The organism is Achromobacter insolitus (assembly GCF_002209555.1).
GTDB classification, from domain to species: Bacteria; Pseudomonadota; Gammaproteobacteria; order Burkholderiales; family Burkholderiaceae_B; genus Achromobacter; species Achromobacter insolitus.
This window is the reverse complement of record NZ_NJIF01000012.1, coordinates 21,550-45,162: the sequence shown is the minus strand read 5'-3', so window position 1 is coordinate 45,162 and position 23,613 is coordinate 21,550. Positions and strand designations below refer to the sequence as shown.

The 23,613-nt window shown below is 64.1% G+C and carries 21 protein-coding genes; 15 read left to right on the top strand and 6 right to left on the bottom strand.

What is annotated here, in order from left to right; all coding sequences use genetic code 11:
• Nucleotides 1-12: 12 nt before the first annotated feature.
• A complete protein-coding gene (thrS, locus tag CEY08_RS26390; protein WP_042792961.1) occupies nucleotides 13-1,965 on the bottom strand; it encodes a threonine--tRNA ligase in 1,953 nt (650 codons plus the stop codon).
• 526 nt (nucleotides 1,966-2,491) lie between these two features.
• On the opposite strand from thrS, the gene CEY08_RS26385 reads away from it, so the two are divergent.
• Nucleotides 2,492-3,232: a response regulator gene (locus tag CEY08_RS26385; RefSeq protein WP_232033744.1), complete on the top strand. Its 741-nt coding sequence runs from the start codon at nucleotides 2,492-2,494 to the stop codon at nucleotides 3,230-3,232.
• A gap of 33 nt (nucleotides 3,233-3,265) precedes the next feature.
• On the opposite strand, the gene hemN is transcribed toward CEY08_RS26385, so the two are convergent.
• Nucleotides 3,266-4,696 (bottom strand): oxygen-independent coproporphyrinogen III oxidase, encoded by a 1,431-nt coding sequence (gene hemN, locus CEY08_RS26380; RefSeq protein ID WP_084738521.1) that lies wholly within the window; start codon nucleotides 4,694-4,696, stop codon nucleotides 3,266-3,268.
• A gap of 185 nt (nucleotides 4,697-4,881) precedes the next feature.
• Here hemN and CEY08_RS26375 point away from each other — a divergent pair, with 185 nt between their 5' ends.
• Nucleotides 4,882-5,148, top strand: a complete 267-nt coding sequence (locus tag CEY08_RS26375) for a hypothetical protein (RefSeq protein ID WP_076812458.1) — start codon at nucleotides 4,882-4,884, stop codon at nucleotides 5,146-5,148.
• 9 nt (nucleotides 5,149-5,157) lie between these two features.
• Here the strand turns inward: CEY08_RS26375 and CEY08_RS26370 are convergent, their stop codons facing one another.
• The gene (locus CEY08_RS26370; RefSeq protein WP_232033745.1) at nucleotides 5,158-6,588 is read right to left on the bottom strand and encodes an ArnT family glycosyltransferase; all 1,431 of its coding nucleotides are present in this window, start codon (nucleotides 6,586-6,588) and stop codon (nucleotides 5,158-5,160) included.
• 314 nt (nucleotides 6,589-6,902) lie between these two features.
• On the opposite strand from CEY08_RS26370, the gene CEY08_RS26365 reads away from it, so the two are divergent.
• The 8 genes from CEY08_RS26365 to CEY08_RS26330 all read left to right on the top strand — a co-directional run bounded on the left by CEY08_RS26365 (nucleotide 6,903) and on the right by CEY08_RS26330 (nucleotide 15,254).
• A complete protein-coding gene (locus tag CEY08_RS26365) occupies nucleotides 6,903-7,634 on the top strand; it encodes a FadR/GntR family transcriptional regulator (protein WP_076812451.1) in 732 nt (243 codons plus the stop codon).
• A 140-nt stretch (nucleotides 7,635-7,774) separates the two neighbouring features.
• Nucleotides 7,775-9,349: an ABC transporter substrate-binding protein gene (locus CEY08_RS26360; protein WP_088607840.1), complete on the top strand. Its 1,575-nt coding sequence runs from the start codon at nucleotides 7,775-7,777 to the stop codon at nucleotides 9,347-9,349.
• A gap of 102 nt (nucleotides 9,350-9,451) precedes the next feature.
• Nucleotides 9,452-10,459 (top strand): ABC transporter permease, encoded by a 1,008-nt coding sequence (locus CEY08_RS26355; protein ID WP_042792954.1) that lies wholly within the window; start codon nucleotides 9,452-9,454, stop codon nucleotides 10,457-10,459.
• Complete coding sequence (locus CEY08_RS26350) at nucleotides 10,456-11,295, top strand: ABC transporter permease (RefSeq protein ID WP_042792953.1); 840 nt, start codon at nucleotides 10,456-10,458, stop codon at nucleotides 11,293-11,295. The genes CEY08_RS26355 and CEY08_RS26350 overlap by 4 nt, the downstream gene beginning before the upstream one ends.
• A gap of 9 nt (nucleotides 11,296-11,304) precedes the next feature.
• Nucleotides 11,305-12,936 (top strand): ABC transporter ATP-binding protein, encoded by a 1,632-nt coding sequence (locus CEY08_RS26345; RefSeq protein ID WP_088607839.1) that lies wholly within the window; start codon nucleotides 11,305-11,307, stop codon nucleotides 12,934-12,936.
• A gap of 40 nt (nucleotides 12,937-12,976) precedes the next feature.
• Nucleotides 12,977-13,267: a cupin domain-containing protein gene (locus CEY08_RS26340; protein WP_042792950.1), complete on the top strand. Its 291-nt coding sequence runs from the start codon at nucleotides 12,977-12,979 to the stop codon at nucleotides 13,265-13,267.
• Between the two features lie 19 nt (nucleotides 13,268-13,286).
• Entirely contained in the window at nucleotides 13,287-14,351 is a 1,065-nt protein-coding gene (locus tag CEY08_RS26335) for a histone deacetylase family protein (protein WP_076812444.1), read from the top strand.
• Nucleotides 14,352-14,366: 15 nt separating this feature from the next.
• Nucleotides 14,367-15,254, top strand: coding sequence for a DMT family transporter (locus CEY08_RS26330; protein ID WP_063640485.1), 888 nt, complete (start codon nucleotides 14,367-14,369; stop codon nucleotides 15,252-15,254).
• A gap of 24 nt (nucleotides 15,255-15,278) precedes the next feature.
• Here the strand turns inward: CEY08_RS26330 and gntR are convergent, their stop codons facing one another.
• Nucleotides 15,279-16,304, bottom strand: a complete 1,026-nt coding sequence (gntR, locus tag CEY08_RS26325; protein ID WP_042792947.1) for an HTH-type transcriptional regulator GntR — start codon at nucleotides 16,302-16,304, stop codon at nucleotides 15,279-15,281.
• Between the two features lie 131 nt (nucleotides 16,305-16,435).
• On the opposite strand from gntR, the gene CEY08_RS26320 reads away from it, so the two are divergent.
• The 4 genes from CEY08_RS26320 to CEY08_RS26305 are packed head-to-tail and all read left to right on the top strand — an operon-like array spanning nucleotide 16,436 to nucleotide 21,180.
• Nucleotides 16,436-16,978, top strand: a complete 543-nt coding sequence (locus CEY08_RS26320; protein WP_063640487.1) for a TRAP transporter small permease — start codon at nucleotides 16,436-16,438, stop codon at nucleotides 16,976-16,978.
• A 43-nt stretch (nucleotides 16,979-17,021) separates the two neighbouring features.
• Nucleotides 17,022-18,302 carry a TRAP transporter large permease gene (locus CEY08_RS26315; RefSeq protein WP_042792945.1) on the top strand — a complete coding sequence of 427 codons (1,281 nt, stop codon included), beginning with the start codon at nucleotides 17,022-17,024 and terminating at the stop codon, nucleotides 18,300-18,302.
• A 22-nt stretch (nucleotides 18,303-18,324) separates the two neighbouring features.
• A complete protein-coding gene (locus CEY08_RS26310) occupies nucleotides 18,325-19,341 on the top strand; it encodes a TRAP transporter substrate-binding protein (RefSeq protein WP_042792944.1) in 1,017 nt (338 codons plus the stop codon).
• Between the two features lie 57 nt (nucleotides 19,342-19,398).
• Nucleotides 19,399-21,180 (top strand): IlvD/Edd family dehydratase, encoded by a 1,782-nt coding sequence (locus tag CEY08_RS26305; RefSeq protein WP_063640488.1) that lies wholly within the window; start codon nucleotides 19,399-19,401, stop codon nucleotides 21,178-21,180.
• Between the two features lie 7 nt (nucleotides 21,181-21,187).
• Here CEY08_RS26305 and CEY08_RS26300 read toward each other — a convergent pair whose 3' ends face one another.
• Nucleotides 21,188-21,583 (bottom strand): YbaN family protein, encoded by a 396-nt coding sequence (locus CEY08_RS26300; protein ID WP_076812441.1) that lies wholly within the window; start codon nucleotides 21,581-21,583, stop codon nucleotides 21,188-21,190.
• 233 nt (nucleotides 21,584-21,816) lie between these two features.
• Here CEY08_RS26300 and CEY08_RS26295 point away from each other — a divergent pair, with 233 nt between their 5' ends.
• Nucleotides 21,817-23,313, top strand: coding sequence for a methyl-accepting chemotaxis protein (locus tag CEY08_RS26295; protein ID WP_076812438.1), 1,497 nt, complete (start codon nucleotides 21,817-21,819; stop codon nucleotides 23,311-23,313).
• A gap of 39 nt (nucleotides 23,314-23,352) precedes the next feature.
• Here CEY08_RS26295 and CEY08_RS26290 read toward each other — a convergent pair whose 3' ends face one another.
• Nucleotides 23,353-23,547, bottom strand: a complete 195-nt coding sequence (locus CEY08_RS26290; RefSeq protein WP_042792942.1) for a hypothetical protein — start codon at nucleotides 23,545-23,547, stop codon at nucleotides 23,353-23,355.
• Nucleotides 23,548-23,613: the final 66 nt, after the last annotated feature.

Sequence of the window (23,613 nt, the reverse complement as noted above, 5' to 3'; positions counted from 1 at the left end):
CTCCTAGAAATGTTAAGCAGCGCTGCCATCAGGTTGATTGACGTCGCGACGGGTGGAAACGTCCTCGGACAAGCGCGCGACGAATTCGTCGTATGCGATGGCTCCGAGGTCCAATCCGCCCAGTCCACGTACGGCTACGGTGCCATTTTGCTTTTCCTTGTCGCCGACGACGAGGATGTACGGCACCTTTTGCAGGCTGTGCTCCCGAATTTTACGAGTGATTTTTTCACCACGCAAATCGGACTCTACTCTAAAGCCTTGTTTTTTCAGGCTTTGCGTGATTTCAGCCGCATAATCGGCCGAAGGTTCGGAAATGCAGCATACGACAGCCTGCACCGGAGCCAGCCAGGGAGGCATGGCGCCGGCGTGGTTTTCGATCAGCATGCCGATAAAACGCTCCAGCGAACCGAGGATCGCGCGGTGCAGCATGACTGGCGGACGACGCTGGTCATTCTGGTCCACATACTCGGCGCCCAGACGCACGGGCATGGAGAAGTCGACCTGGATCGTACCGCATTGCCAGTGGCGTCCGATGGCGTCCTTCAGGGTGTATTCCACTTTGGGACCGTAGAACGCGCCCTCGCCCGGCGAAATCTCGAATTCGCAGCCCGTGCGGCGCAGGCTTTCCATGAGGGCGGCTTCGGCCGTATCCCAGACCTCGTCCGTGCCGATGCGCTTTTCAGGGCGCGTGGCAACCTTGTACAGCACCTCGGTGAAGCCGAAGTCGCGGTAAACCTTCTGCAGCAACGCCGTGAAGTCGGCGCATTCGTCCTGCAGCTGTTCTTCGGTACAGAAAATGTGGCCGTCATCCTGCGTAAAGCCGCGCACGCGCATCATGCCGTGCAGCGAACCCGAGGGTTCGTTGCGATGGCACTGGCCGAATTCGCCGTAGCGCAGGGGCAGTTCGCGATAGGAATGCAGGCCCGCATTGAAAATCTGCACGTGGCCCGGGCAGTTCATGGGCTTCAGGCCGTAGACGCGGTTTTCGGACTCGGTCGTGAACATGTTTTCACGGTAGTTGTCCCAGTGGCCGGTCTTTTTCCAGAGCGAAATGTCGAGGATCTGCGGCGCCTTCACTTCCTGGTAGCCGTTGTCGCGGTAGACGGAGCGCATGTACTGCTCCACCTGCTGCCACAGCGCCCAACCCTTGGGGTGCCAGAAAATCAGCCCGGGGGCTTCGTCCTGGAAGTGGAACAGGTCCAGCTCGCGGCCGATCTTGCGATGGTCGCGGCGTTCGGCCTCTTCCAGCATGTGCAGGTACGCTTCCTGCTCGTCCTTGGTCGCCCAGGCCGTGCCGTAGATGCGCTGGAGCATCTCGTTCTTGCTGTCGCCGCGCCAGTAGGCGCCGGCCACCTTCATGAGCTTGAAGACCTTCAGCTTGCCCGTGGACGGCACGTGGGGGCCGCGGCACAGATCGATGAAGTCGCCTTCGCGGTAGAGGCTGAGCGGTTCGTTCGACGGAATCGAGGCGATGATCTCGGCCTTGTACTTTTCACCGATGCTCTTGAAGAACTCGACGGCGTCGTCGCGGGACCATTCCTCGCGCGTGACGACTTCGTCCTTCTTGGCCAGTTCGGCCATCTTCTTTTCGATGGCGGCCAGATCTTCGGGCGTGAAAGGACGCTTGTACGAGAAATCGTAGTAGAAGCCGTTGTCGATCACGGGGCCGATGGTGACCTGGGCGTCCGGAAACAGCTCCTTGACGGCATAGGCCAGCAAGTGCGCCGTGGAGTGCCGGATCAGGTCCAGGCCGTCGGCGTCCTTGGCGGTCACGATGGCCAGGCGAGCGTCGCCCTCGATGCGGAAGCTGGTGTCGACCAGCTTGGACTCCGAGCCCTCAAATGTCACGCGGCCGCCCAAGGCGGCTTTCGCCAGGCCCGTGCCGATCGATTGCGCCACTTCGGCAACCGTTACCGGCCCCGGATATTGGCGCTGCGAACCATCGGGCAATGTGATCTGTACCATCGGGAGTGCTTCCTGGGGGGTTCTGGGAACGAAAAACAAAAATACGGAAACGAAAAACGCGGCCTGAGAGCCGCGTTTCCTGGATTGTCTTGCTGAGTCCTACCGCTGACCTGACACGGTGAAACCCGACGCACGAAAAATTAACGCGACATAGGGCGAAAGTTCCGGGTCGTAGTTCGTGCCAACGGGAAAAACATGATATCTGGACCTGAGGTGCTTGCCGTAGCGGCAAGGATCAACAAACAGCAAAGCGTCAACGGACAGCAAACTGCGCAACAGAAGCTGCGCTTATCTTTCACGATTGTAGCACTATTTGCGCCTTTTCCGTGGCAAAAGCGCCACAGCCTGCTCCGCCACCGCGTCTGGCGGCGGAGTCCGCCGGGTCGGCGGTGCAACGGTCTGATTTTGAGGCAATTCATCCCCCTCAAGACAGATGAAAACGTAATCTGCACTCACAAATCTAGGACTACACGTAGCCTGCGCAAACGGTCGCGGGCGTTTTCCCTTTTCTGTTTGCGGAGTATCGATGAAAACCTATTCAATGCCCCTGACCCAGGCGCACCTGCTGTCGCCACGCGAAGCCCACACCCCGACAGAACGCACGAACACGCGCCGCCATCTGCTGCTGTCGCGACCGCCCCGCGTGATCAAGGTAGCCATCCTGGACGACCACCCCGTGGTTGCCCTCGGAGTAGGCGCCTATTTGGACAGCCGCCCAGGTTTCCAGGTGGTGCACAGGGAAACCTCGGCGCGTTCCCTGCTGGAAAAACTGTCCCACGCGCCCTGCGAAGTCGCCCTGGTCGATTTTTACCTTCCCCAGGAACCTTGGGATGGCGTGAACTATCTGCGGCGGCTTCGCCGCTACCACCCCTCGATGGCGCTCATCACGTTTTCAGCGGGCAACCGCCAGGAAACCCAGTATGCCGCCTTCCGCGGCGGAGCAAATGGCTACTTCGCCAAGGAATGCGGCATGGTCCTGCTGCCGGAAATGATCCGCGGCGTCGTGAATGGCAACGAGGGCTTCCTGATGGTCCAGGACGGCAAGATACTTCCCCAGCAGCCGACCCACCCGCATTCGACGCTCACGGCCTCTGAAATGGAAATCCTGCGCCACATCAGCCTTGGGCTGTCCGTCACGCAGATTTCGGCGCGACTGATGCGCAGCAAGAAAACCATCAGCACTCACAAGCGCCGGGCGATGCAAAAGCTGCATTTGTCCGACGACCTGTCTCTTGCGCTTTATCTGCGCGAGAAGTTCGCCCAATGAAGGCCGTGCCGGGCCCGGCCGGCGCCCGCCGGTTCAGATGATCCGGGAATAACTGGCCGCGGTACCCGGCGCCTGCAGGTAACCATCAAACACCATGGCGACGGCCCGCACGAAGTACCAGCCCAGGCCAGTTACCTGCAGCTCGCCCGAGCGCAGATTGACCAGACCCAGTTCGGCCAGGTTGGCCATCTGCAGCAGCTCTCGACCGAAGCTGTCCGCGAACCGCAAGCCGTGGCGCGCTTCGATCCGGGCAAAGTCCACGCGCCCCTGGCACATGATGTCCATGATGATCTCGCGCCGCACAAGATCGTCGGCGCTCAGCGCGAGCCCTCGTTCGACGGCAAAGCGCCCCGCTTCGATCGCCGCATAGTACTCATCCAGGACCTTGGCGTTCTGACTGTAGGTATTACCGATGCGGCCAATCGCCGACACGCCCAGGGCGATCAGGTCGCGGTCGGGCTGCGTGCTGTATCCCTGGAAATTGCGATGCAATTCCCCTTTCTGCTTGGCGATCGCCAGCGCATCGGTCTCCAGCGCAAAATGGTCCATGCCGATGTAGGCGTAGCCCTGCTTGAGGAATCCGTCGATGGCCGCGCTGAGCAAGCCGACACGCGTTTCCCTGTCCGGCAGATCCGCCTCATTGATGCGGCGTTGCGGCTTGAAGCGCGCGGGCAGATGAGCGTAGGCATACAGTGCGATACGGTCAGGCCGCAACGCGATAACCTGGGAAATCGTGCGGGCAAAGGACTCCGTGGTCTGCAGGGGCAGGCCATAGATGAGATCCATGTTGACAGAGGCATAGCCCAGCGCCCGGGCGCTCTCCATCAGCGCGCGCACATCCTCGAACGACTGCTGCCGGTGCACCGCCGCCTGCACCCGGGGGTCGAAATCCTGCACTCCAAAACTCAGGCGGTTAAAACCCAATTCCCGCATATGGGCAAGACGCGCGGGAGTCGCCGTGCGCGGATCCACCTCAATCGAAATTTCCGCATCCGGTTCGAAGCGGAAAGCGCGACGCAGGTTCGCCATCAGGCGGGACAATTCCTCGTCTGACAGGAAGGTCGGCGTGCCGCCGCCAAAGTGCAGTTGCGACACGGGCACACCCTCGCCCAGTTCCGCCACATGAAGTTCGATCTCGGCCCCCAGCGCATCCAGATAGCGCGCCGCGCGATCGTGGTGACGGGTCACCACCTTGTTACAGGCACAGTAGTAACAGACGGATTCGCAGAACGGGATATGCACGTAGAGCGACATGGGCTCCGCCTGCGACGCAGCCCGGCGCTGCTGCAGCGCCAGCCGGTAGTCCTGCTGGCCAAAGCCGCCGTGATATCGGTCCGCCGTGGGATACGAGGTATAGCGGGGTCCATTCTTGTCGAGTCGCGCCAGCAACTGGGGCGGAAACAAGGGGCCGGCAGCGGAAGGCGCGCGGAATTCTGTCTGTGATGGGCGTAGGGCGGCTTGCATACCTGGAATTATTCGCCTGTGCCGGCGACCGGGGCTTGATCTTGCGCAAACGATGCGCTCTTGCTGCCTGGGGCGGGACCGCCGTTCCCGCCGTTCCCGCCGTTCCCGCCGAAAGCGCCGGACGGCGCGGGCGCCCCGCCCCCGTAAAATGCGCCCATCAACGTTGCACAACAAAGGAAACCATCATGGGCACTGAACTGGACGGCCGCCTGCTTGCCATGCGCCAGGCGCTGGCGATCGCCATCGCCCTATCGACCCGTAGCAGTCCCCAGGCCACCGAGATGGCGCTGGAGCTGCTCAATGATCTGAAGGCGGGGATGGACAACGCGCCCTCGGACAGTCCGTTCGAGAAGCCGGAATGGGTGTTGGGTGCGCATGACGAACTGGATGGCATCGCGCGGCTGGTACGGGCCTTCACGCAGCTGCCCGAACCAGGCGGCGAGGCACAATAATGGCGCACTCTAGGGCCCCGACGTCGCGAAAGACTCGTCACAGCGGGCTGTAGGTGGCGTCGCGCGCCAATGCAGACCTGGAAACTCCCTGCCGAGCGCGGCGAATCCCGGGGCGCGCCCATTCAGCTGCAGCTCCAGTACGCCACACGCCTTGACCAGGCCAGCTGGCACCCAGGGGCTGAAGCGCAGCTGCCCGTCTATCAGCACCAATGGTTGCTCCGGCAGACGTAGCGCCAACGCGCCGGCCTCGGCAGGAGGCCCCGATATCAGTCTGACCGGCCCGCCCAGCGAGGCCTTGGCACGTTCGTGCAAGACCTCGGCCAACGCCTGCGAATCGAAGTAGCGCCAGTCCGCCGCCTTGCGCGCAAGGCCTGCCCCGCCTGGCGACATCAGCCAAACCCGTGCCATCAGCAAGCCCTGCAGCAGCAGGAAGGCCAGCACGGCATCGCGCGGCCGCACGCGCTCCCAGGCTCCGGCGCGCGCCAGTTCCATCATCGCCGGCACGACGAACAAGAGATAAGGCGTGCCCCAATGCAGTTGGATATGCGAACCACTGACCAGCGTCATGGCGCTGACGAACGCCAACGGCGTGAAGCCGAACGACAGCAGGATCGCACGGCCCGCGGCGCACGGACGAGGCTCGGCCGCCACGGTGGGAGCACCATCGCGACGGCGCATCTGCCACCACAAGATCCCCAGCAGCACCCACGCCGGCAACGCGCGATTCAGCAATTGGTCTGCCCACCACCGCCCCACTTCAGCGCCCCTTCCGCCCAGGGGCAGGCCGGCGGCCAGCGATGACGACATGGCGTAGTGCAGCGGCTCGAAATCGTTGTAGGCCAGCCAGCAGAGGTGGGGAGCGAACACCGCCAGCGCGGTCAGCGCGGCGATTTGCAGGCCGAACCGGTGCGTGGGGTCGCGCCAGCCGCGCTGGCTGACCCAGAAGACCAGTACGGCGGCGCCCGCCACCGCGCTCTGATACTTGGACAAGGCGCCCAGCCCCAGGCATGCGCCCACCAGAATCCACCACCCCATGCGGCGCGTGGTCCAGGCCTTCCAGCACGCCGCGGCACAACCCACCGCCAGCGGAATCAACACGATCTCGTGGTTGTAGAAATGCAGGCGCCCGTTATAGAAAGTGATGCACAAGCCTGCCAATAGGGCCACCCGCGCATAGCCGCTGCCGCGCATGGCTCGCAGCCACCGCCAGAGCAGCGCGAAGGCCCCCAGCGTGCACAACGCGCCAAGCAGGTAGCTCGTCCAGGCCGACCATCCCAGCAGCCGCACGGCGGGCCATAACAGCCAGGTCGGCAACGGCGGATGCTTGTAATAGCCCCATTCCAGGCTGCGCACCCAGGTCAGTTGCTCGATGTTGTCCGTTGGCGGCGCCAAGGCCGTCCGGTCCAATAGCAATAACCAGGCCAAAGCGAACACCGCCATGCCCATGCCAATCCGTGTGGCCTCGGACCAACATCCCCGCATCCCTACCTTCAACTCTTGTCTCCTTGCCCGTCGTCGAGCGGGAGCGAGTATGGGATGGACCATACGGGCAACAGCGGGGATTCTGTGCGGGAATTGTCTGGAAACTGTAAAGCCGGCGGCGCCTGCCTAGCTGGCCTGACCACCTTAAAGAAAGAGGTGAAATCCCTGTGATCGTTTTCCCTCGAAATGTGAAATTCTCCTTCTAATTCAACGGCGGCATGCCTATATTTGTGGCCTGACCACTTGGCCCAGAGTTCCTGCCTCACCCGCCGATGAACACCCTCCAAGCCACCGCCGTCACACGCCTGTACCGCGTCATTGCCGACCGGATTTCCGGCCGTATCCGGGCCGGCGAATTCCCCCGCGGCGCACGCCTTCCGTCCGAACGGGAGTTGGCCGAGCAACTGCAGGTCAGCCGCGCCTCGATACGCGAGGCCCTGATCGCGCTGGAAATCGAAGGCTATGTCGATGTACGCGTGGGCACCGGCGTGTTCGTCACGGCGGCCCGGGAAGCGGCCGCCGCCGGCTACCCTGCGGCCGGACAAGACGGCATCGGCCCGTTCGACCTGCTGGAAGCGCGCATGCTCATCGAACCCGAATGCGCCGGCATGGCCGCGCAGCATGGATCGCCCGCCCAGATTGCCGCCATCCGCGATGCCCATGAAGGCATGTCCCTGGGCAACTCGCCCGGGCGCCACGACCGCGACTTCCATAACGCCATCGCCGCGGCTTGCGGCAATGCGGCGGTAGCAGCCTCGGTGGCGCACCTGTGGGAATTGACGCAGGCCAGCCCGGTATACAGCCGCATGGAGGATTACTTCGTCGACACCGAGGTCTGGGCGGTCGCCCATGCCGAGCACCAACGCATCCTGACGGCCATCCAGGCGCGCGATCCCATCCGCGCGCGGCACGCCATGCATGCACACCTGCTGGGCATCCTGGCGCGTTTGCGCGAGGACTTTGGCGACGACAACGGCGCGCCGCAATGGTGCGCGGCGCGCTGAAGAGCACCTGTACGAAGCATTGTTGTAGCGGCTCCACCCGTAGTACCCCTGAAAACACAGGTGGCATGAGGTTTGCTTGCCAGTCCACGGCATCCGCGACGCGGACACCTGTCAGACTCTTTCCAGCCCGGAGGCTCGCAGTGAAATCGAAGAAATGGTTCTCCCTAAGCATCGGCGCACTGGTCCTCGCGGCCGCGCTGCCCGCCACGCAGGCCCTCGCCCAGACCAAGGGCGGAACGCTGAACATGATCGTCCAGCCCGAACCGCCGGTGATCGTCACGGCCATCAACCAGCAAGGCCCCACGCAGTTCGTCGCCGGCAAGATCTACGAGAGCCTGCTGACCTACTCGACCGACCTGAAGCCCCAGCCCGGGCTGGCCAAGTCCTGGGATGCCTCCGCCGACGGACTGACCTACACCTTCCATCTGCAGGACAACGTCAAGTGGCACGACGGCAAGCCATTCACCTCCGAAGACGTGGTGTTCTCGCTGGCCGACATGTTGCCCAAGACCCACGCGCGGGCCCGCGTGATCCTGAATAAGTTCGTGGAATCGGTGCAGGCGCCCGACGCGAAGACCGTCGTGGTCAAGCTGAAGACCCCCTTCCCCGCATTCATGCTGATGTTCGAGCCGGGCTTTGCTCCCATGATGCCCAAGCATCTGTATGCGGGCACCGACTACATGACCAATCCGGCCAACCAGAAGCCCGTGGGCACCGGCCCCTTCATGTTCAAGGAATGGAAGCGGGGCGAGTACATCAAGTTGACCCGCAACCCCGACTACTGGAAGCCAGGCAAACCGTATCTGGACGAATTGGTGTTCAACATCATTCCCGATTCGGCCTCGCGCGCAGTCGCCTTCGAGCGCGGCAGCGTGGACGTGCTGCGCGGCGGCGACGTGGACAACGTCGACATCAAGCGCCTGCGGTCCCTGCCCAAGGTCGAATACACCACGGCGGGCTGGGAGATGTTCTCGCCCCAGGCCTACCTGATCTTCAACATGCGCAAGCCGCCCTTCGACAACCTGAAGGTGCGCCAGGCAGTCATGGCGGCCATCAACCGCAACATGGTGGTCAACAATATCTTCTTCGGCCTGGGCAAAGTATCCACCAGCCCGTTCGTCACCACCGAGATGTTCTATGACAAGAACATGCCTCCGTTGACGTACGACATGAAGAAGGCACGCGCGCTGATCAAGGAGTCCGGCATCAAGCCCGAGGACTACACCATCCGCCAGTTGAGCTTCCCCTACGGCTCCACTTGGGACCGCCTGGGCGAATACACCAAGCAGGCGTTGGAGCAATTGGGCTTCAAGGTCAACCTGGAAGCCACCGACGCGGGCGGCTGGGCCAGCCGCACGGGCAACTGGGACTTCGACATGACGACCACCTTCACCTACCAGTACGGCGATCCCGCGCTGGGCGTGCAGCGGCTCTATATCTCGTCGAACATCGTCAAGGGCTCGCCTTTCGCCAACGTGCAGGGCTACAGCAACCCCGAGACCGACAAGCAATGGGAAGCCGCGGCATCCGAGGTGGACCCCGCCAAGCGCCAGGCGCTCTACACCAAGCTGCAAACCACGCTGGTCAACGAGATCGCCAACGGCTTTCTGGTCGACATGGAATTTCCCACGCTCTACCGCGGCAATGTGAAGAACCTGGTCAAGACCGCCATCGGCTTGAACGAGACCTTCGACGACGTGTACATCGAGAAGTAAGCGCCGCAGGACGCCGCCGCGGCATGCCTGCCGCGGCGGCGGACGCTGGCCGGGCAACGGCTGCGCCAAGCAGGCCGCGCCTGACCCGAGAGGACCCAGAGCATGAAATTCCTGTCTTTTCTCGCTTCACGCATCGGCAAGGCCCTGGTGGTCGTGCTGGGTGTGGTGATCATCAATTTCTTTCTGATCCGACTGGCCCCCGGCGACCCCGCCGCCGTGCTGGCGGGCCAGGCCGGCGCGGGCGATGCCGCCTACGTCGAACAGCTGCGCGTGGCCTTCGGCCTGGACAAGCCGATCCTGACCCAGCTGATGCTGTACCTGAAGGGCGTCGTCCAGCTGGATCTGGGTTTTTCGTACCGCAACCATGTGCCGGTGCTGGACCTGATCCTCGAACGCCTGCCCGCCACCTTTCTGCTGATGTCCTGCGCCTTCGTGTTTTCCATCGTGCTGGGCGTTTTCCTGGGCGTCGTCGCCGCCAAGGCGCGATACCGCAACAAGCGCCGCTGGATCGACAGCTCGGTCATGACGGGCGCTCTGGTTCTATACGCCACGCCGCTGTTCTGGCTTTCGCTGATGGGCATCCTGCTGTTCTCGGTCGTGCTGGGATGGCTGCCGGCCTTCGGCATGGAGACCGTGGGCGCCAATCTGAGCGGCTGGGCGCGCGCGCTCGATATCGCCCAGCACCTGATCCTGCCCACTGTGACGCTGGGCTGCTTTTTCATGGCGGTGTACGTACGACTGACGCGCGCCTCCATGCTGGAAGTGATAGGCATGGATTTCGTCAAGACGGCGCGCGCCAAGGGCGTCAGTCCCGGCCGCGTGATCCGCGCCCACGTTTTGCGCAATGCCCTGCTGCCGGTCATTACATTCGCCGGCATCCAGTTGGGACAGATGGCGGGCGGCGCCGTGCTGACCGAAACCGTGTTCGCCTGGCCCGGCATCGGCCGGCTGATGTTCGACGCCCTGCTGCAGCGCGACTACCAGTTGCTGCTGGGAATCTTCCTGGTCACCTCCATCATGGTGGTGGTCTTCAACCTGCTGACCGACGTGCTGTATCGACTGATCGATCCGCGCATCGGCGCGGGCGCGCAGCAAGGAGCCGCCGCATGAAGTCATTTGCCCGGCGCTACATGCGCAACTATGGAGCAGTGGCCGGACTGGCGATCATGCTGGTCGTGGTCGTCGTGGCGCTCGCCGCCCCGCTGCTGTATGAAGAGTCCCCCTGGATGATGGTGGCCGACCCGCTGATCCCTCCATTCACCAATGCCGACTACCCGTTCGGCACCGACATGCTGGGCCGCGACATCACGGCCGGGCTGGTCTGGGGCGCTCGGGTCTCGCTGATGGTGGGCCTGCTATCGACAGCCGTGGCGCTGGTCTTCGGTATCGTGGTCGGCTCGGTGGCGGGTTACTGCGGCGGCCGGGTGGACGACGCGCTGATGCGCTTCACCGAGTTCTTCCAGACCATTCCGCAACTAGCCATGGCCGTGGTGCTGGTGGCGATCCTGAGCCCGTCCGTCTATTCCATCATGGGCGCCATCGCAGTCGTGTCGTGGCCGCCGGCTGCGCGCCTGGTCCGCTCTGAATTCATGACGCTCAAGCAGCGCGAGTTCGTGCAGGCCGCCATCGTCATCGGGCAGACGCCGGCGCGCATCGTCAGCACCCAGATCCTGCCCAACGCCATGTCGCCCATCATCGTCTCGGCATCTTTCATGGTCGCCACCGCCATCCTGACGGAGTCGTCGCTGTCCTTCCTGGGCCTGGGCGACCGCAACCTGATGAGCTGGGGCTTCATGATCGGCGCGGCGCGCACCATGATCCGCGAGGCCTGGTGGATGAGCGTCTGGCCCGGCGTGGCCATCCTGCTGACCGTGCTGGCCATCAACCTTATCGGTGAAGGCCTGAACGACGCCCTCAACCCGCAGCTGCGCAAGCGCGGCGAATAGGAGGACGGCATGAGTGCATCCCCCCCTCTGCTATCAATCCAGAACCTGAGCATTGCCCTGCCCAAGGGCGGCGACCGCCCCTATGCCGTCCAGGACGTGTCCTATGACATCCGCGCGGGCGAGATCCTCTGCATCGTGGGTGAATCCGGCTCGGGCAAATCCATGAGCGCCAATGCCATCATGGGGCTCCTGCCGGACTATTTGACGCCGCAACAGGGCCGCATCGTATTCCGCGGCCAGGACTTGCTGCAGGAGGACGAGGCCACCTTGCAGGCCATGCGCGGCAAGGACATGGCGATGATCTTCCAGGAGCCCCTGTCGGCGCTCAATCCGTTGATGACGGTCGGCGAGCAGATCAGCGAAGTCATGCGCGTGCACAACGCTTACCCGGGCGCCCAGCGCATGGCCCGCACGCTGGAGTTGCTGGCCTTCGTGGGCCTGCCCGACCCCGCCACGCTCTACCACGTGTACCCATTCCGCCTGTCCGGCGGACAGCGCCAACGCGTGATGATCGCCATGGCCTTGGCGCTCGAGCCCGCGCTCTTGATTGCCGACGAGCCCACCACCGCGCTGGACGTCACTACCCAGGCGCAGATCCTGGCGTTGATTGCCCGTATCCAGAAAGAGAAAGGCATGGGCGTGATGTTCGTCACCCACGACTTCGGCGTGGTGGCCGAGATCGCCCACCGGGTCGCCGTCATGGAGAAAGGCATCCTGGTCGAACAAGGGCCGGCCGAGGAAGTGCTGAACCGCCCCCGTCACCCGTACACGCAACGCCTGATTGCCGCCGTACCACACCGCCGCAGCGAAGACCGGACGCCCGCCGCCGACGATTCCCCCGTGCTGGAAGTGCGGGACCTGCGGAAGACCTACGTAGTGGGCCGCGGTTGGCTGGGCGGCAGGCGCGAGGTACGCGCCGTGGACGGCGTCAGCTTCAGCGTGCGGCGCGGCGAGACGCTAGGCATCGTGGGTGAGTCGGGCTCGGGCAAGTCCACGATCGGCAAGTGCCTGCTCAAGCTGGTGGGCATCAATGGTGGCCAATTGATCTTCAATGGCCAGGACATCGCGGCCATGCCGGAGTCACGCTTCCGCCCGCTGCGCCACGACATCCAGATGATCTTCCAGGACCCGTTCGCATCGCTCAACCCGCGCCATACCGTGGGCCGCATCATCAGCGACGGCCCCGTCGCCAACGGCGTGCCACGCGCCCAGGCCGAAGCGCGCGTGCGCGAGCTGCTATCGCTGGTCGGACTGGACCCATCTGCCTTCGACCGCTATCCCAACCAGTTCTCGGGCGGGCAACGCCAGCGCATCGGCATTGCCCGCGCGCTGGCGCTGGAACCCAAAGTGCTCGTGGCCGACGAATCCGTGTCGGCGCTGGACGTGTCGGTCCAAGCGCAAGTGCTCAAGCTGTTGCACGATTTGCAGCAACGCTTGAAGATTGCGCTGGTCTTCATTACCCACGATTTGCGCGTGGCAGCCCAGATCTGCAATTCCGTTTTGGTCATGCATCGCGGCAAGGTGGTCGAGTACGGCTCGCCCGCGCAGATCTTCGATAACCCGCAACACGCCTACACGCGGCAACTGATCGCCGCGGTTCCCGGCCAGCATTGGGATCCTACCCAGGCTCAAGCGGCCTGAAGTGTCCAAGAATATTCATACCAACCAAGGAGTACGCCCCATGCAACGCCCTGCCGCCATACCGACCGTGCAGATCGACAATGAGCTGGTCACCGTCACCGAATGGCGCTTTCCGCCCGGCGGCGAAACCGGATGGCACCGCCACGGCATGAATTACGTGGTCGTCCCGCAGACCACCGGCCCGCTCCTGCTGGATACGCCGGACGGCGAGATCACCAGCCAGCTCACCACCGGCGTGGCCTACTACCGCCCGGTCGGCGTTGAGCACAACGTGATCAATCCCAGCGACACCGAATTCGTGTTCGTGGAAATCGAGCTCAAGCGCGCATAACGCCGGCGGGGGGGCAGCAATGAAGGCGTATTTCTCGGAAGAACAGCTGCTGCATTCGCCGCGGCAATTCATGCGGCTGGGCCGGATCAGCGCCCCGACCGACCTGCCCTCGCGCGCGGAAAGCCTGCAAAGCGCCCTTGCGGCGCGCGGCATCAGCGTGGAGGCACCCGCCGATTATGGCCGCAAGCCGCTACAAGGCGTCCACAGCGAGCACTACCTGGACTACCTGGAAACGGCGTATGCCCGCTGGCAGGCCCTGCGTTCACCCACCGCGGATCCAGGTCCGGAAGTGCTGCCCAACCTCTCGCCTTACTACAACGGCCAGGTCGAACAGGCCGGCCGCGGCCCCTGCCCGTCGCCGTCCATCGTGGCGCAAACGGGCTATTACCTCAGCGATCTGTCCTGTCCCATCGGGCCACAGACGTGGCGTTCGGCGTTGCGGTCGACCCATAGCGCAGTGGCGGCCGCCGATCATGTCGCCAGCACCGGGGGCATGGCCTATGCCTTGTGCCGGCCGTCGGGCCACCATGCCCATCGCGATCGCGCGGGTGGCTTCTGCTATCTGAACAGCAGCGCAGCGGCTGCCAGCCGGCTGTTGCAAACCTGGTCCAGGGTCGCAGTGCTGGATGTGGACGCCCACCATGGCGACGGCACGCAAAACATCTTTTATCTACGCGCCGACGTCATGACGGTGTCGCTGCACGCAGACCCCACTGGCTACTACCCTTTCTATACCGGCTATGCGCATGAACGCGGCCACGGCGCGGGCGAAGGCTGCAACCTGAACCTGCCTTTGCCGCACGGTTCCGGCAACGACGTCTTCCTGCGGGCGCTGGACACGGCGCTCGCTGCCTTGGCCGGCTATGCGCCGCAGGCGCTGGTCCTGGCCCTGGGCTTCGACACCTACAAGGACGATCCCATCAGCGTGCTCAAACTGGACATAGACGCCTATCGCGACATCGGCGCGCGCATCGCCGGGCTGGGCTTGCCAACCGTAATCGTGCAGGAAGGCGGCTACATGGTCGAGGCGATCGGTCCCGCGTTGGATGCGTTCCTGCAGGGCGTGGGCAAGGCTGCGGCGTAAAGCCAGGACGCCGACATGAGTTCCGCGCAAATCGCCTTGCCCTCCCCGACCGCCGCGCGCCAGGCCGGCATCCTGCTGTTCTTCGCCGCGCTGGTGGCCTTTGCCACCTTCGACGCGGGTTCCAAGCACATGCTGGCACGCTACCCCGCCCCGTTCCTGAACATCATGCGCTACTCGGCAGTGGCCGTGCTGGCGGTGGTATTGCTGTGGCGACACCGGGGCGGCCCGCGCCTGCGCGATGCGCCCGAAAAACCGCTGCTGGTGCTGCGCGGACTGCTGCTGGCCACCGTGGGCACCTGTTTCATGACGGCACTGATCTGGATGCCTCTGTCGGAAGCCACGGCCATCTACTTCACCTCGCCCCTGATCATGGTGGCGCTGTCGCCCTGGTTGTTGGGGGAGCGAGTGCGGATGGCGCAGTGGACAGCGGTGGCGGCCGGCTTCGGCGGCATGCTGCTGATCGTACGGCCCGGCTCGAACCTGCCCTGGCTGGGCACGCTGCTGATGGCGGTGTCCGCCGTCAGCTATGCCGTGTTCCAGGTCCTGACGCGCAAGCTCTCCGGGCGGGTGCCGGGCCCGGTCCAGTATGCCTATACCGCCTTCATCTGCTTGATCGTCACGGGGCTGCCAGCGCCATTTTTCCTGCCGGACCCATGGCCCGATTGGTCGGACATGCTGTTCATCACGGGCCTGGGCGCCTGTAGCGGACTGGCGCAGATCTTGTTGATTTCGGCTTTTCAGCGCGTATCCGCCGCCACCCTCGCCCCTCTGAACTACTTTCAGCTGTTGCTGGCGGTGGTGTTCAGCACATTCTGGTTCCAGCGGCCGCCGGACGGACTGGCATTGGCGGGCATGGCCCTGATCATTGCGTCGGGCGTGTTCCTGGCACTGCGCCGGGCCTGATAACCACCCCCGACACGGCGCCGCCTAGCTGGTTTCGCGTTGCACCAACGTAAAGCCCAGGTCCACATGGCGTTCGGCGACGGGCTCGCCAGCCAGATGCCGCATCAGCAGGCGCGCAGCCGATACGCCGATCTGGTAGCGCGGCGTGGCGATCGTCGACAGCGGCGGCGTAGTCCAAGCCGTGCCCGCCACGTCGTGAAAACCCACGATGGCCATGCTTGCGGGCACGGGCACGCCCAGTCGTCCGCACTGGAACACCGCCCCCTGGGCCAGGTCGTCGTTGCAAAAGAAAAGTGCATCGCAATCGGGATGGCGCGCCCGCAGCTCTTCAAGAAGCGACGCTCCCAGGCCGATGGATGACTTCTCCGGCGTCATGATCTCCAGCGCTGGGTCATACAGGCCCGCGTCGCGTAAGGCCTGACGGCAGCCTTCGCAGCGGCGCAGCGAACGTGGGTCCAGCTGCGCGCCGACGATGCCGATGCGGCGGTAGCCCCGCTCCACCAGATGGCGGCCGGCGGCATAGCCGGAATCGAACTGCGAAAAACCCACGCTCATGTGCTCGCCGCCATCCAGCGTCTCGATCGTATGCACGGTAGGGATGCCCTGCGTCTGCAGCAATTCCCAGACGCCCGGATTGTGGTCGATGCCGGTCAGGATCAGGCCGTCCGGCGCATGCTGCAGATATTTGCGCAGCAAGGATTCTTCTTCGTCCGGCGAGTAGCCGGTAACGCCGATCAGCATGTGATAGCCGTGGCGGTCCAGCTCTTCCTTGATCCCCGCGATGATGTCCACGAACACCACGTTGCTCAAGGACGGGATCAGCGCCACGATGGTCTGCGAGCGCGCCGATGCCAGCGCGCTGGCGGCATGGTTGGGCACGTAACCGAGTTCCTGGCACACCCGCGCGATGCGCTGGCGCAGTTCTTCCGCCACCTTGTCCGGCGTGCGCAGCGCGCGCGATACCGTGATGGCGCTGACGCCCACGCGGCGCGCGACGTCCTGCATGGTGACACGGCCGGCGCGTGAACTGCGGGGTTTACGGATGGACATTGGCCCTCGGCATCGGTTGGTGAGCGCGTAGTCTGACGCAAAAAACAGGGGGTTGCCAAACGCAAAATGTTAGCGCTAACATTTCTCAAAGCATAAACCTAAAAATTCCGGAAAACGGATAGGAGACAAACATGCATGCTTCCCCACCCGGGCGGCCCGGCGGGTCGTCGCTGGCCCGCGCCGCCGATTGGTGCTTCGCGTTGCAGACCTGGTTGATGGTGGCCTGTCTGGCCGTCATGGTGGTGCTGCTGTTCGGCAACGTCGCCCTGCGCTACCTGTTCAATTCCGGTATCAATGTCTCCGACGAAATCTCGCGGCTGGCCTTCGTCTGGATGATCTTCCTGGGCTCGGTGATCGCGCTGCGCTCACATCAGCATATCGGCGTCTCCATGCTGGTCGAACGCTTCGGCCCCGCCGCCCGCCGCGTCTCGCATGTGTTTTGCCAGCTGCTGACCCTGTGGGTCTTGTGGCTGATGGCCGAAGGCAGCTGGACGCAGACCATCATCGGCCTGGATACCGTGCTGCCCGTCACCGGCATGTCGCTGGCGGTATTCAACGCCGCGGCGCTCTATGCCGCTGCCGCCATGGCCATTCTGACCCTGGTCGACCTGGTGCGCGTCCTTGCGGGCGGGCCCTTGCCGGCGGAATCCAGTCCTGAAGACCCGCTGGTCTGACGGCGCCGCCTCCAATCCCCCTCCCCCCGCCTGGACGTCCTCAATGATCCTGACCGTCTTCCTGCTTGTGCTGCTGGGGCTGATCGCCCTGGGCATGCCTATCGCCTTCGCGTTGTTGCTCAGCGCGATCGCCATGATGTTCCAGCTCGACTTTTTCGATACCCAGATCCTGGCGCAGAACATGCTGTCTGGCGCCAACAGCTTTACCCTCATGGCGGTGCCCCTGTTCATGCTGGCAGGCGAGCTGATGAACGCCGGCGGCATTTCACGCCGAATCGTCGCGCTGGCCAGCACGTTCGTGGGACACATCCAGGGCGGCCTGGGCTATGTGGCCATCTTCGCCAGCGTGCTGCTGGCCGCGCTATCCGGCTCCGCCGTCGCCGACGCCGCCGCGCTGGGCTCCCTGCTCATCCCCATGCTGCGCGAGAAAGGCTATGACGCAGGCCAGGCCTCCGGGCTGATCGCCGCGGGCGGCATCATCGCGCCCATTATCCCGCCATCGATTTCGTTCATTATTTTCGGTGTCGCCACCAACGTGTCGATCACCAAGCTGTTCTTCGCCGGCATCGCGCCCGGGCTGATGATGGGGCTGACACTGGTCGCGGTATGGACGTGGGTGGCGCGCAAGCACGGCAGCATCAAGCCCTCGCCGCGTGAACCCTGGAGCAAGCGCTGGAAGGCGCTGCGCGAGTCACTCTGGGCGCTGATGCTGCCCGTGATCATCATCGGCGGCTTGCGCGGCGGCATCTTCACGCCGACCGAGGCGGCCGTGGTCGCCGCCGTCTACGCCCTCTTGGTCAGTTTGTTCGTCTACCGCGAAATCAGCGTGCGCGACCTGGCGCCGCTCTTCATCAACGCCGCCAGCACCACTGCCATCGTCATGTTCCTGGTGGCGGCCGCCATGGTTTCGTCCTACATGATCACGCTGGCCGACATGCCACAGGACCTGATTGCGCTGCTGGAACCAGTCCTGGACCAACCCAAGCTGCTGATGTTCGCGCTGCTGGTGCTGCTGACGCTGGTGGGCACGGTGATGGACCTGACTCCCACCATCCTGATCCTGGCGCCGGTGCTGATGCCGGTCGTCACCAAGGCGGGCATCGACCCCGTCTACTTCGGCGTGATGTTCGTCATGGTCGGCTGCGTGGGCCTGCTGACACCGCCTGTGGGCACCGTGCTCAATGTGGTCTGCGGCGTTGCCCGCATCAATATGGAAACCATCTGCAGAGGCGTGTGGCGCTATGTCGTCGCCTACACGCTGCTGCTGGTCCTGCTGGTGATCTTCCCCGAGCTGATCACCGTACCCGCACGCTGGATGCATTAAAAAAACCCCAAGGAGGAGCACCATGATCACCCGTTTCAAGACCCGCATACTCATCCTGGCAACGGCGCTGTCCTGCGCCGTTGCTGGCGTCGCGTCCGCCGCCGACGTCAAACCGCGCCTGATCCGTTTCGGCTATGGCCTGAACGAGGAAAGCGTCCAGGGACGCGCCGCGCGCTACCTGGCGCAGGAACTCGAGAAAGTCAGTGGCGGCAAGCTCAAGATGAAGACCTTCGGCTCGGCCAACCTGGGCTCGGACGAACAGATGCAAGGCGCGCTGGTCGGCGGCGTGCAGGAAATGATGGTGGGATCCACCGCGCCGCTGGCCGGCATGGTCAAGGAGTTCGGCGTATTCGACCTGCCTTTCCTGTTCAACAGCGAAAAGGAAGCCGACGCGGTGCTGGATGGCCCGCTTGGCCAGGACATGCTGAAGAAGCTGGAAGCCAAAGGCCTCGTCGGCCTGGTCTATTGGGAAAACGGCTTTCGCAACATGACCAACTCCAAGCGTCCCATTGCGCGCGCGGAAGACCTGCAAGGCATCAAGCTGCGCGTCATGCAGAACCAGATCGCGCTGGGCGTCTTCAACACGCTGGGAGCGAATGCCGTGCCGATGCCGTTCTCCGAGCTGTTCACCGCCCTGGAGACGCGCACGGTGGACGGCCAGGAGAACCCTATCACCACCATCCAGAGCAGCAAGTTCTATGAAGTGCAGCCTTACCTGACCATCACCCGGCACGTGTACACGCCCTGGGTGGTGATGGCGTCCAAGAAATGGTGGGACACCCTGTCTGCGGACGAACAGAAGCTGATCCGCCAGGCGGCCGCCTCGTCACGCGACTTTGAACGCCAGGACAGCCGCGCCGACTCGCAGAAGGCCATGACCACGCTTGAAAAAGCCGGCATGAAGATCAACACCGTCTCGCCCGAAGAAGTGGCTCGCATGCGTCAGAAGGTACAGCCCGTGGTCGACAAGTACACGCAAGAACTCGGGCCCGACCTGGTCAAGCAGCTCAACGACGAGATCCAGAAGGCGCGCAACTAGCCATAGCGGCCCGGACACGCGCCGGGCCGCCACGCAACCGCTGTAAACGAGAATCCCATGTCACAGACTCCCCGCAAGCTGCGCAGCCAGAAATGGTTCGATGACCCGGCTCATGCCGACATGACGGCCATTTATGTAGAGCGCTATCTCAACTACGGCCTGACGCGCCAGGAATTGCAGTCGGGACGGCCGATCATCGGCATCGCCCAGACGGGCAGCGACCTGGCGCCTTGCAACCGGCACCATCTGGCGCTGGCCGAGCGCGTCAAGGCAGGCATCCGCGACGCGGGCGGCATCCCCATGGAGTTTCCCGTGCACCCGCTGGCCGAACAAGGCCGGCGCCCCACTGCCGCGCTGGATCGCAACCTGGCCTATCTCGGGCTAGTGGAGATCCTGCACGGCTATCCGCTGGACGGCGTTGTACTGACGACGGGTTGCGACAAGACCACGCCGGCCTGCCTCATGGCCGCCGCCACGGTCGACATTCCCGCGATCGTGCTGTCCGGCGGGCCCATGCTGGACGGCTGGCATGACGGCCAGCGCGTCGGCTCCGGCACGGTCATCTGGCATGCGCGCAACCTGATGGCCGCGGGCAAGCTGGACTATGAAGGTTTCATGACCCTGGCCACCGCCTCGTCGCCGTCCATCGGTCACTGCAACACCATGGGCACGGCGCTGTCGATGAACTCGTTGGCCGAGGCGCTAGGCATGTCATTGCCCACCTGCGCCAGTATTCCCGCCCCATACCGGGAACGCGGCCAGATGGCCTACGCCACCGGCTTGCGCATCTGCGACATGGTGCGCGAGGACCTGCGCCCGTCGCACATCCTCACGCGGCAGGCTTTCGAGAATGCCATCGTCGTGGCCTCGGCGCTGGGAGCTTCCACCAATTGCCCGCCGCACCTCATCGCCATGGCTCGCCACGCCGGCATCGACTTGAGCCTGGACGACTGGCAACGGCTGGGCGAAGACGTCCCGTTGCTGGTCAATTGCGTGCCGGCGGGCGAACATCTGGGCGAAGGCTTCCACCGCGCGGGCGGCGTCCCCGCGGTGCTGCACGAGCTGGCGACCGCCGGCCGGCTGCATACCGCGTGCGCTACCGTCTCGGGCAAAACCATCGGCGAGATCGCCGCCACGGCCAAAACGAATAACCGGGACGTTATCCGCAGTTGCGACGCGCCGCTCAAGCACCGCGCGGGATTCATCGTGCTGTCGGGCAACTTCTTCGATAGCGCGATCATCAAGATGTCGGTCGTGGGCGAGGCCTTCCGCCGCGCGTACCTGTCGGAACCGGGCTCGGAGAACGCCTTCGAAGCGCGCGCCATCGTCTTCGATGGCCCCGAGGACTACCACGCACGCATCGAGGACCCCGCCCTGAATATCGACGAACATTGCATACTCGTGATCCGCGGTGCCGGCACCGTGGGCTACCCGGGCAGCGCGGAAGTGGTCAACATGGCTCCGCCTTCGCATCTGCTCAAACGGGGCATCGACTCGCTGCCCTGTCTGGGCGACGGCCGCCAAAGCGGCACCTCGGCCAGTCCTTCCATCCTGAACATGTCTCCGGAAGCCGCGGTGGGCGGCGGCCTGGCGCTCTTGCGCACGGGCGACCGCATCCGCATCGACTTGAATCAGCGCACGGTGATAGCCCTGGTGGACGAAACCGAAATGGAACGCCGCAAGCTGGAGCCACCCTACCAGGCGCCGGAATCCCAAACGCCCTGGCAAGAGCTGTACCGGCAACTGGTCGGCCAGCTTTCAACCGGCGGCTGCCTGGAACCCGCCACGTTGTACTTGAAGGTCGTGGAAACGCGGGGCGATCCCCGGCATTCGCACTAGCGCCCGCCTATTGCCGGACCTGCCCGCCGCCTGAATCTGGTTCCTGCGGCGCCGGCCGCGTCACGACGTAGGCGGCGCTTGCCAGGAAAAAAACGGCAACGGCGGCGGCCAGCATCCACGACGGATGCGCGCCCCACCAGAACAACACATACCCCACCGCCATGCCCAGGCAAGCATAAGTTTTGCCCTTGCGCGACACGGCCCTCTGGTCGCGCCACGCGCGCAGCGCGGGGCCGTAGGTCGGGCTGTCCAGCAGCCACTTCTCCAGCCGCGGCGAGGAGCGCGAAAAGCAGGCCACCGCCAGGATCAGGAATATGGTCGTCGGCATGACGGGCAGAAACGCGCCGATCACACCCAACGCCAGCATCAGGCAACCCAGGCAGAGCCAAAGTACTCTCATCATGATGGGCAGCAGGATATCCCAGGAAATCGGCTCGCTTCAAACGGGCCGCGCAATTCCCTTTCTGCCGGGACAACGTTCCACGATGGCCATGGGCCAATGGGCGATCAGGATCCGACCAACCGAGGAAGCGAGAAATATAGAAGAATAATTTGGAATATATATTCACAAATTGGAATTATTGAATAAAAATCGAGCGTGCGCGGAGCCCCGCGCTTCCGTCGCAAGGACAGGCCATGCGCAACGCAAGCGATTTACTGGAAGACTCTTACCGCCGGACCGACCGGGCCATGCTGCCCCTGCTCTGGCTGCTGTTTGTCGTCGGACTATGCATGGCGCCGCAATACGGGCGATGGAGCGCCGCCATCGGCGTCGGCCTGGCCGGCGCGGGCATCCCGTCGCTGTTGATACTCTGGCGGCCCGGCCGGCTCAGCACGCGCCTTGCCGTGGCCTGTGGCCTGATGGTGCTGGCCGCCCTCCACATCCATCTGATGTCCGGCATGGCCGAAATACATTTCGGCATCTTCGTGCTGCTCTCCCTGCTTCTGGCTTATCGGGATTGGCGGACGATCCTGTGCGCGGCCGTAGTCATCGCGCTGCATCACCTGTCCTTCAATTTCCTCCAACAGTGGGGCTACGGGACGATCTGCTTCACGGAACCCAGCCTGCCCATGGTGCTGCTGCATGCGGCTTATGTCGTGGTGCAGGCCGTCGCCCTGGGTTGGCTGGCATGGGAGATGGAACGGGCGGCGGTCGCGGCCGAGGAACTGGCCCGCCTCAGTGCGCACATCGGCCGCGAGGCCGGCGTGTTCGACCTGCGCTTCGGAGGCCTCAGCATGGATAGCAGCCTGGGGCGCAGCTTCAAGGCCACGATGGACGCCGTGCACCGGACCATGAGTGGAGTCCGTAGTACGGCAACCGCTCTGTCGGCCGCATCGCGCGACATCATGCAAGACAACCAGCAACTGGAAGAACGGACACGGACGCAGGCCGGCTCCCTGGAGCGTACCGTGGCATCGATGCGAGACCTGGCGGCAAACGTGCACGACAACGCCACCAATGCGCTGCACGCCCAGGAATTGACCGACGACGCGCGGCGCGTCGCCGATACGGGCAGCTCGGCGGTCGCTGGCGTGGCAGCCGTAATGGGCGAGATCCAGCAGGAAGCCCGAAAGATTTCCGAAATCACCGGTTTGATCGACAGCATCGCGTTCCAGACCAACATCCTGGCCTTGAACGCAGCGGTAGAAGCGGCCCGCGCCGGGGAAAGCGGGCGTGGGTTCGCGGTGGTGGCCACCGAGGTACGCGCGTTGGCCCAGCGTAGCGCAAGCGCTGCGCGCGAGATTCGCGGTCTGATCGAAGGCTCGCTGGAAAAAACCGATAGCGGCTCTCGCCAAGCCGACCACGCGGCCAGCGTGATACGTGAAGTGGTGACCAGCATCGAGCGCGTCGCCGGCATCGTCAGCCAGATCGGCAATGCGGGACGCGCCCAGACTACGGACATCGACGAAGTCAACCAGGCCGTGACCAAGATGGAAGAGCTGACGCGGCAGAATGCGGCCCGCGTCGCGCAGGCCTCCGGCGCATCGGCGGCGCTGCAGACGCAAGCGGCGCAGTTGCTCCAGGCGGTAAACGTGTTTCGCCTGCAGGATGAAAGACAGCCGGGCCTGCCTTCCGCCCCACGCGATATCCCCCCGGGACGCGTCGCGCCGCTGGCGTTGGCAGGTGGCTGATCCAGACCCTTTCCGGCCGGCCGTGAAACGGGGGCAGTGCTAGCGCAACTTTTGCTGGTACAGCTCCTGCGCGCCCTCCAAAGAGGCGCGCATGCCGTAAATGGTGCCGCCGCTGCCGCGGCTGAACCACAGCTCGTACTGCCACATTCCGTCCACGAAGACGCGGGAAATCGTCCAGCCCGATGGGCCCTGCCAGTAATAGTTATCCCGTTGTGTCCATTCCACGTCGGTCATCTTCCGTCCCCTCTCGGCCAGAACCGGGGCCGAATGTGCTTCGCTCGCAATATACTGTATATTTAT

Excerpts from the sequence above, each read along its gene's own strand:
- thrS (WP_042792961.1), bottom strand. The coding sequence starts at position 1,965 with ATGGTACAGATCACATTGCCCGATGGTTCGCAGCGCCAATATCCGGGG.
- CEY08_RS26290 (WP_042792942.1), bottom strand. The coding sequence starts at position 23,547 with ATGACCGACGTGGAATGGACACAACGGGATAACTATTACTGGCAGGGC.
- CEY08_RS26330 (WP_063640485.1), top strand. The coding sequence starts at position 14,367 with ATGAGTTCCGCGCAAATCGCCTTGCCCTCCCCGACCGCCGCGCGCCAG.
- CEY08_RS26315 (WP_042792945.1), top strand. The coding sequence starts at position 17,022 with ATGATCCTGACCGTCTTCCTGCTTGTGCTGCTGGGGCTGATCGCCCTG.
- CEY08_RS26300 (WP_076812441.1), bottom strand. The coding sequence starts at position 21,583 with ATGATGAGAGTACTTTGGCTCTGCCTGGGTTGCCTGATGCTGGCGTTG.
- CEY08_RS26345 (WP_088607839.1), top strand. The coding sequence starts at position 11,305 with ATGAGTGCATCCCCCCCTCTGCTATCAATCCAGAACCTGAGCATTGCC.
- gntR (WP_042792947.1), bottom strand. The coding sequence starts at position 16,304 with ATGTCCATCCGTAAACCCCGCAGTTCACGCGCCGGCCGTGTCACCATG.
- CEY08_RS26320 (WP_063640487.1), top strand. The coding sequence starts at position 16,436 with ATGCATGCTTCCCCACCCGGGCGGCCCGGCGGGTCGTCGCTGGCCCGC.
- CEY08_RS26365 (WP_076812451.1), top strand. The coding sequence starts at position 6,903 with ATGAACACCCTCCAAGCCACCGCCGTCACACGCCTGTACCGCGTCATT.
- CEY08_RS26335 (WP_076812444.1), top strand. The coding sequence starts at position 13,287 with ATGAAGGCGTATTTCTCGGAAGAACAGCTGCTGCATTCGCCGCGGCAA.
- CEY08_RS26375 (WP_076812458.1), top strand. The coding sequence starts at position 4,882 with ATGGGCACTGAACTGGACGGCCGCCTGCTTGCCATGCGCCAGGCGCTG.
- CEY08_RS26355 (WP_042792954.1), top strand. The coding sequence starts at position 9,452 with ATGAAATTCCTGTCTTTTCTCGCTTCACGCATCGGCAAGGCCCTGGTG.
- CEY08_RS26350 (WP_042792953.1), top strand. The coding sequence starts at position 10,456 with ATGAAGTCATTTGCCCGGCGCTACATGCGCAACTATGGAGCAGTGGCC.
- CEY08_RS26305 (WP_063640488.1), top strand. The coding sequence starts at position 19,399 with ATGTCACAGACTCCCCGCAAGCTGCGCAGCCAGAAATGGTTCGATGAC.
- CEY08_RS26385 (WP_232033744.1), top strand. The coding sequence starts at position 2,492 with ATGAAAACCTATTCAATGCCCCTGACCCAGGCGCACCTGCTGTCGCCA.
- CEY08_RS26370 (WP_232033745.1), bottom strand. The coding sequence starts at position 6,588 with ATGGCGGTGTTCGCTTTGGCCTGGTTATTGCTATTGGACCGGACGGCC.
- CEY08_RS26295 (WP_076812438.1), top strand. The coding sequence starts at position 21,817 with ATGCGCAACGCAAGCGATTTACTGGAAGACTCTTACCGCCGGACCGAC.
- CEY08_RS26310 (WP_042792944.1), top strand. The coding sequence starts at position 18,325 with ATGATCACCCGTTTCAAGACCCGCATACTCATCCTGGCAACGGCGCTG.
- CEY08_RS26340 (WP_042792950.1), top strand. The coding sequence starts at position 12,977 with ATGCAACGCCCTGCCGCCATACCGACCGTGCAGATCGACAATGAGCTG.
- hemN (WP_084738521.1), bottom strand. The coding sequence starts at position 4,696 with ATGCAAGCCGCCCTACGCCCATCACAGACAGAATTCCGCGCGCCTTCC.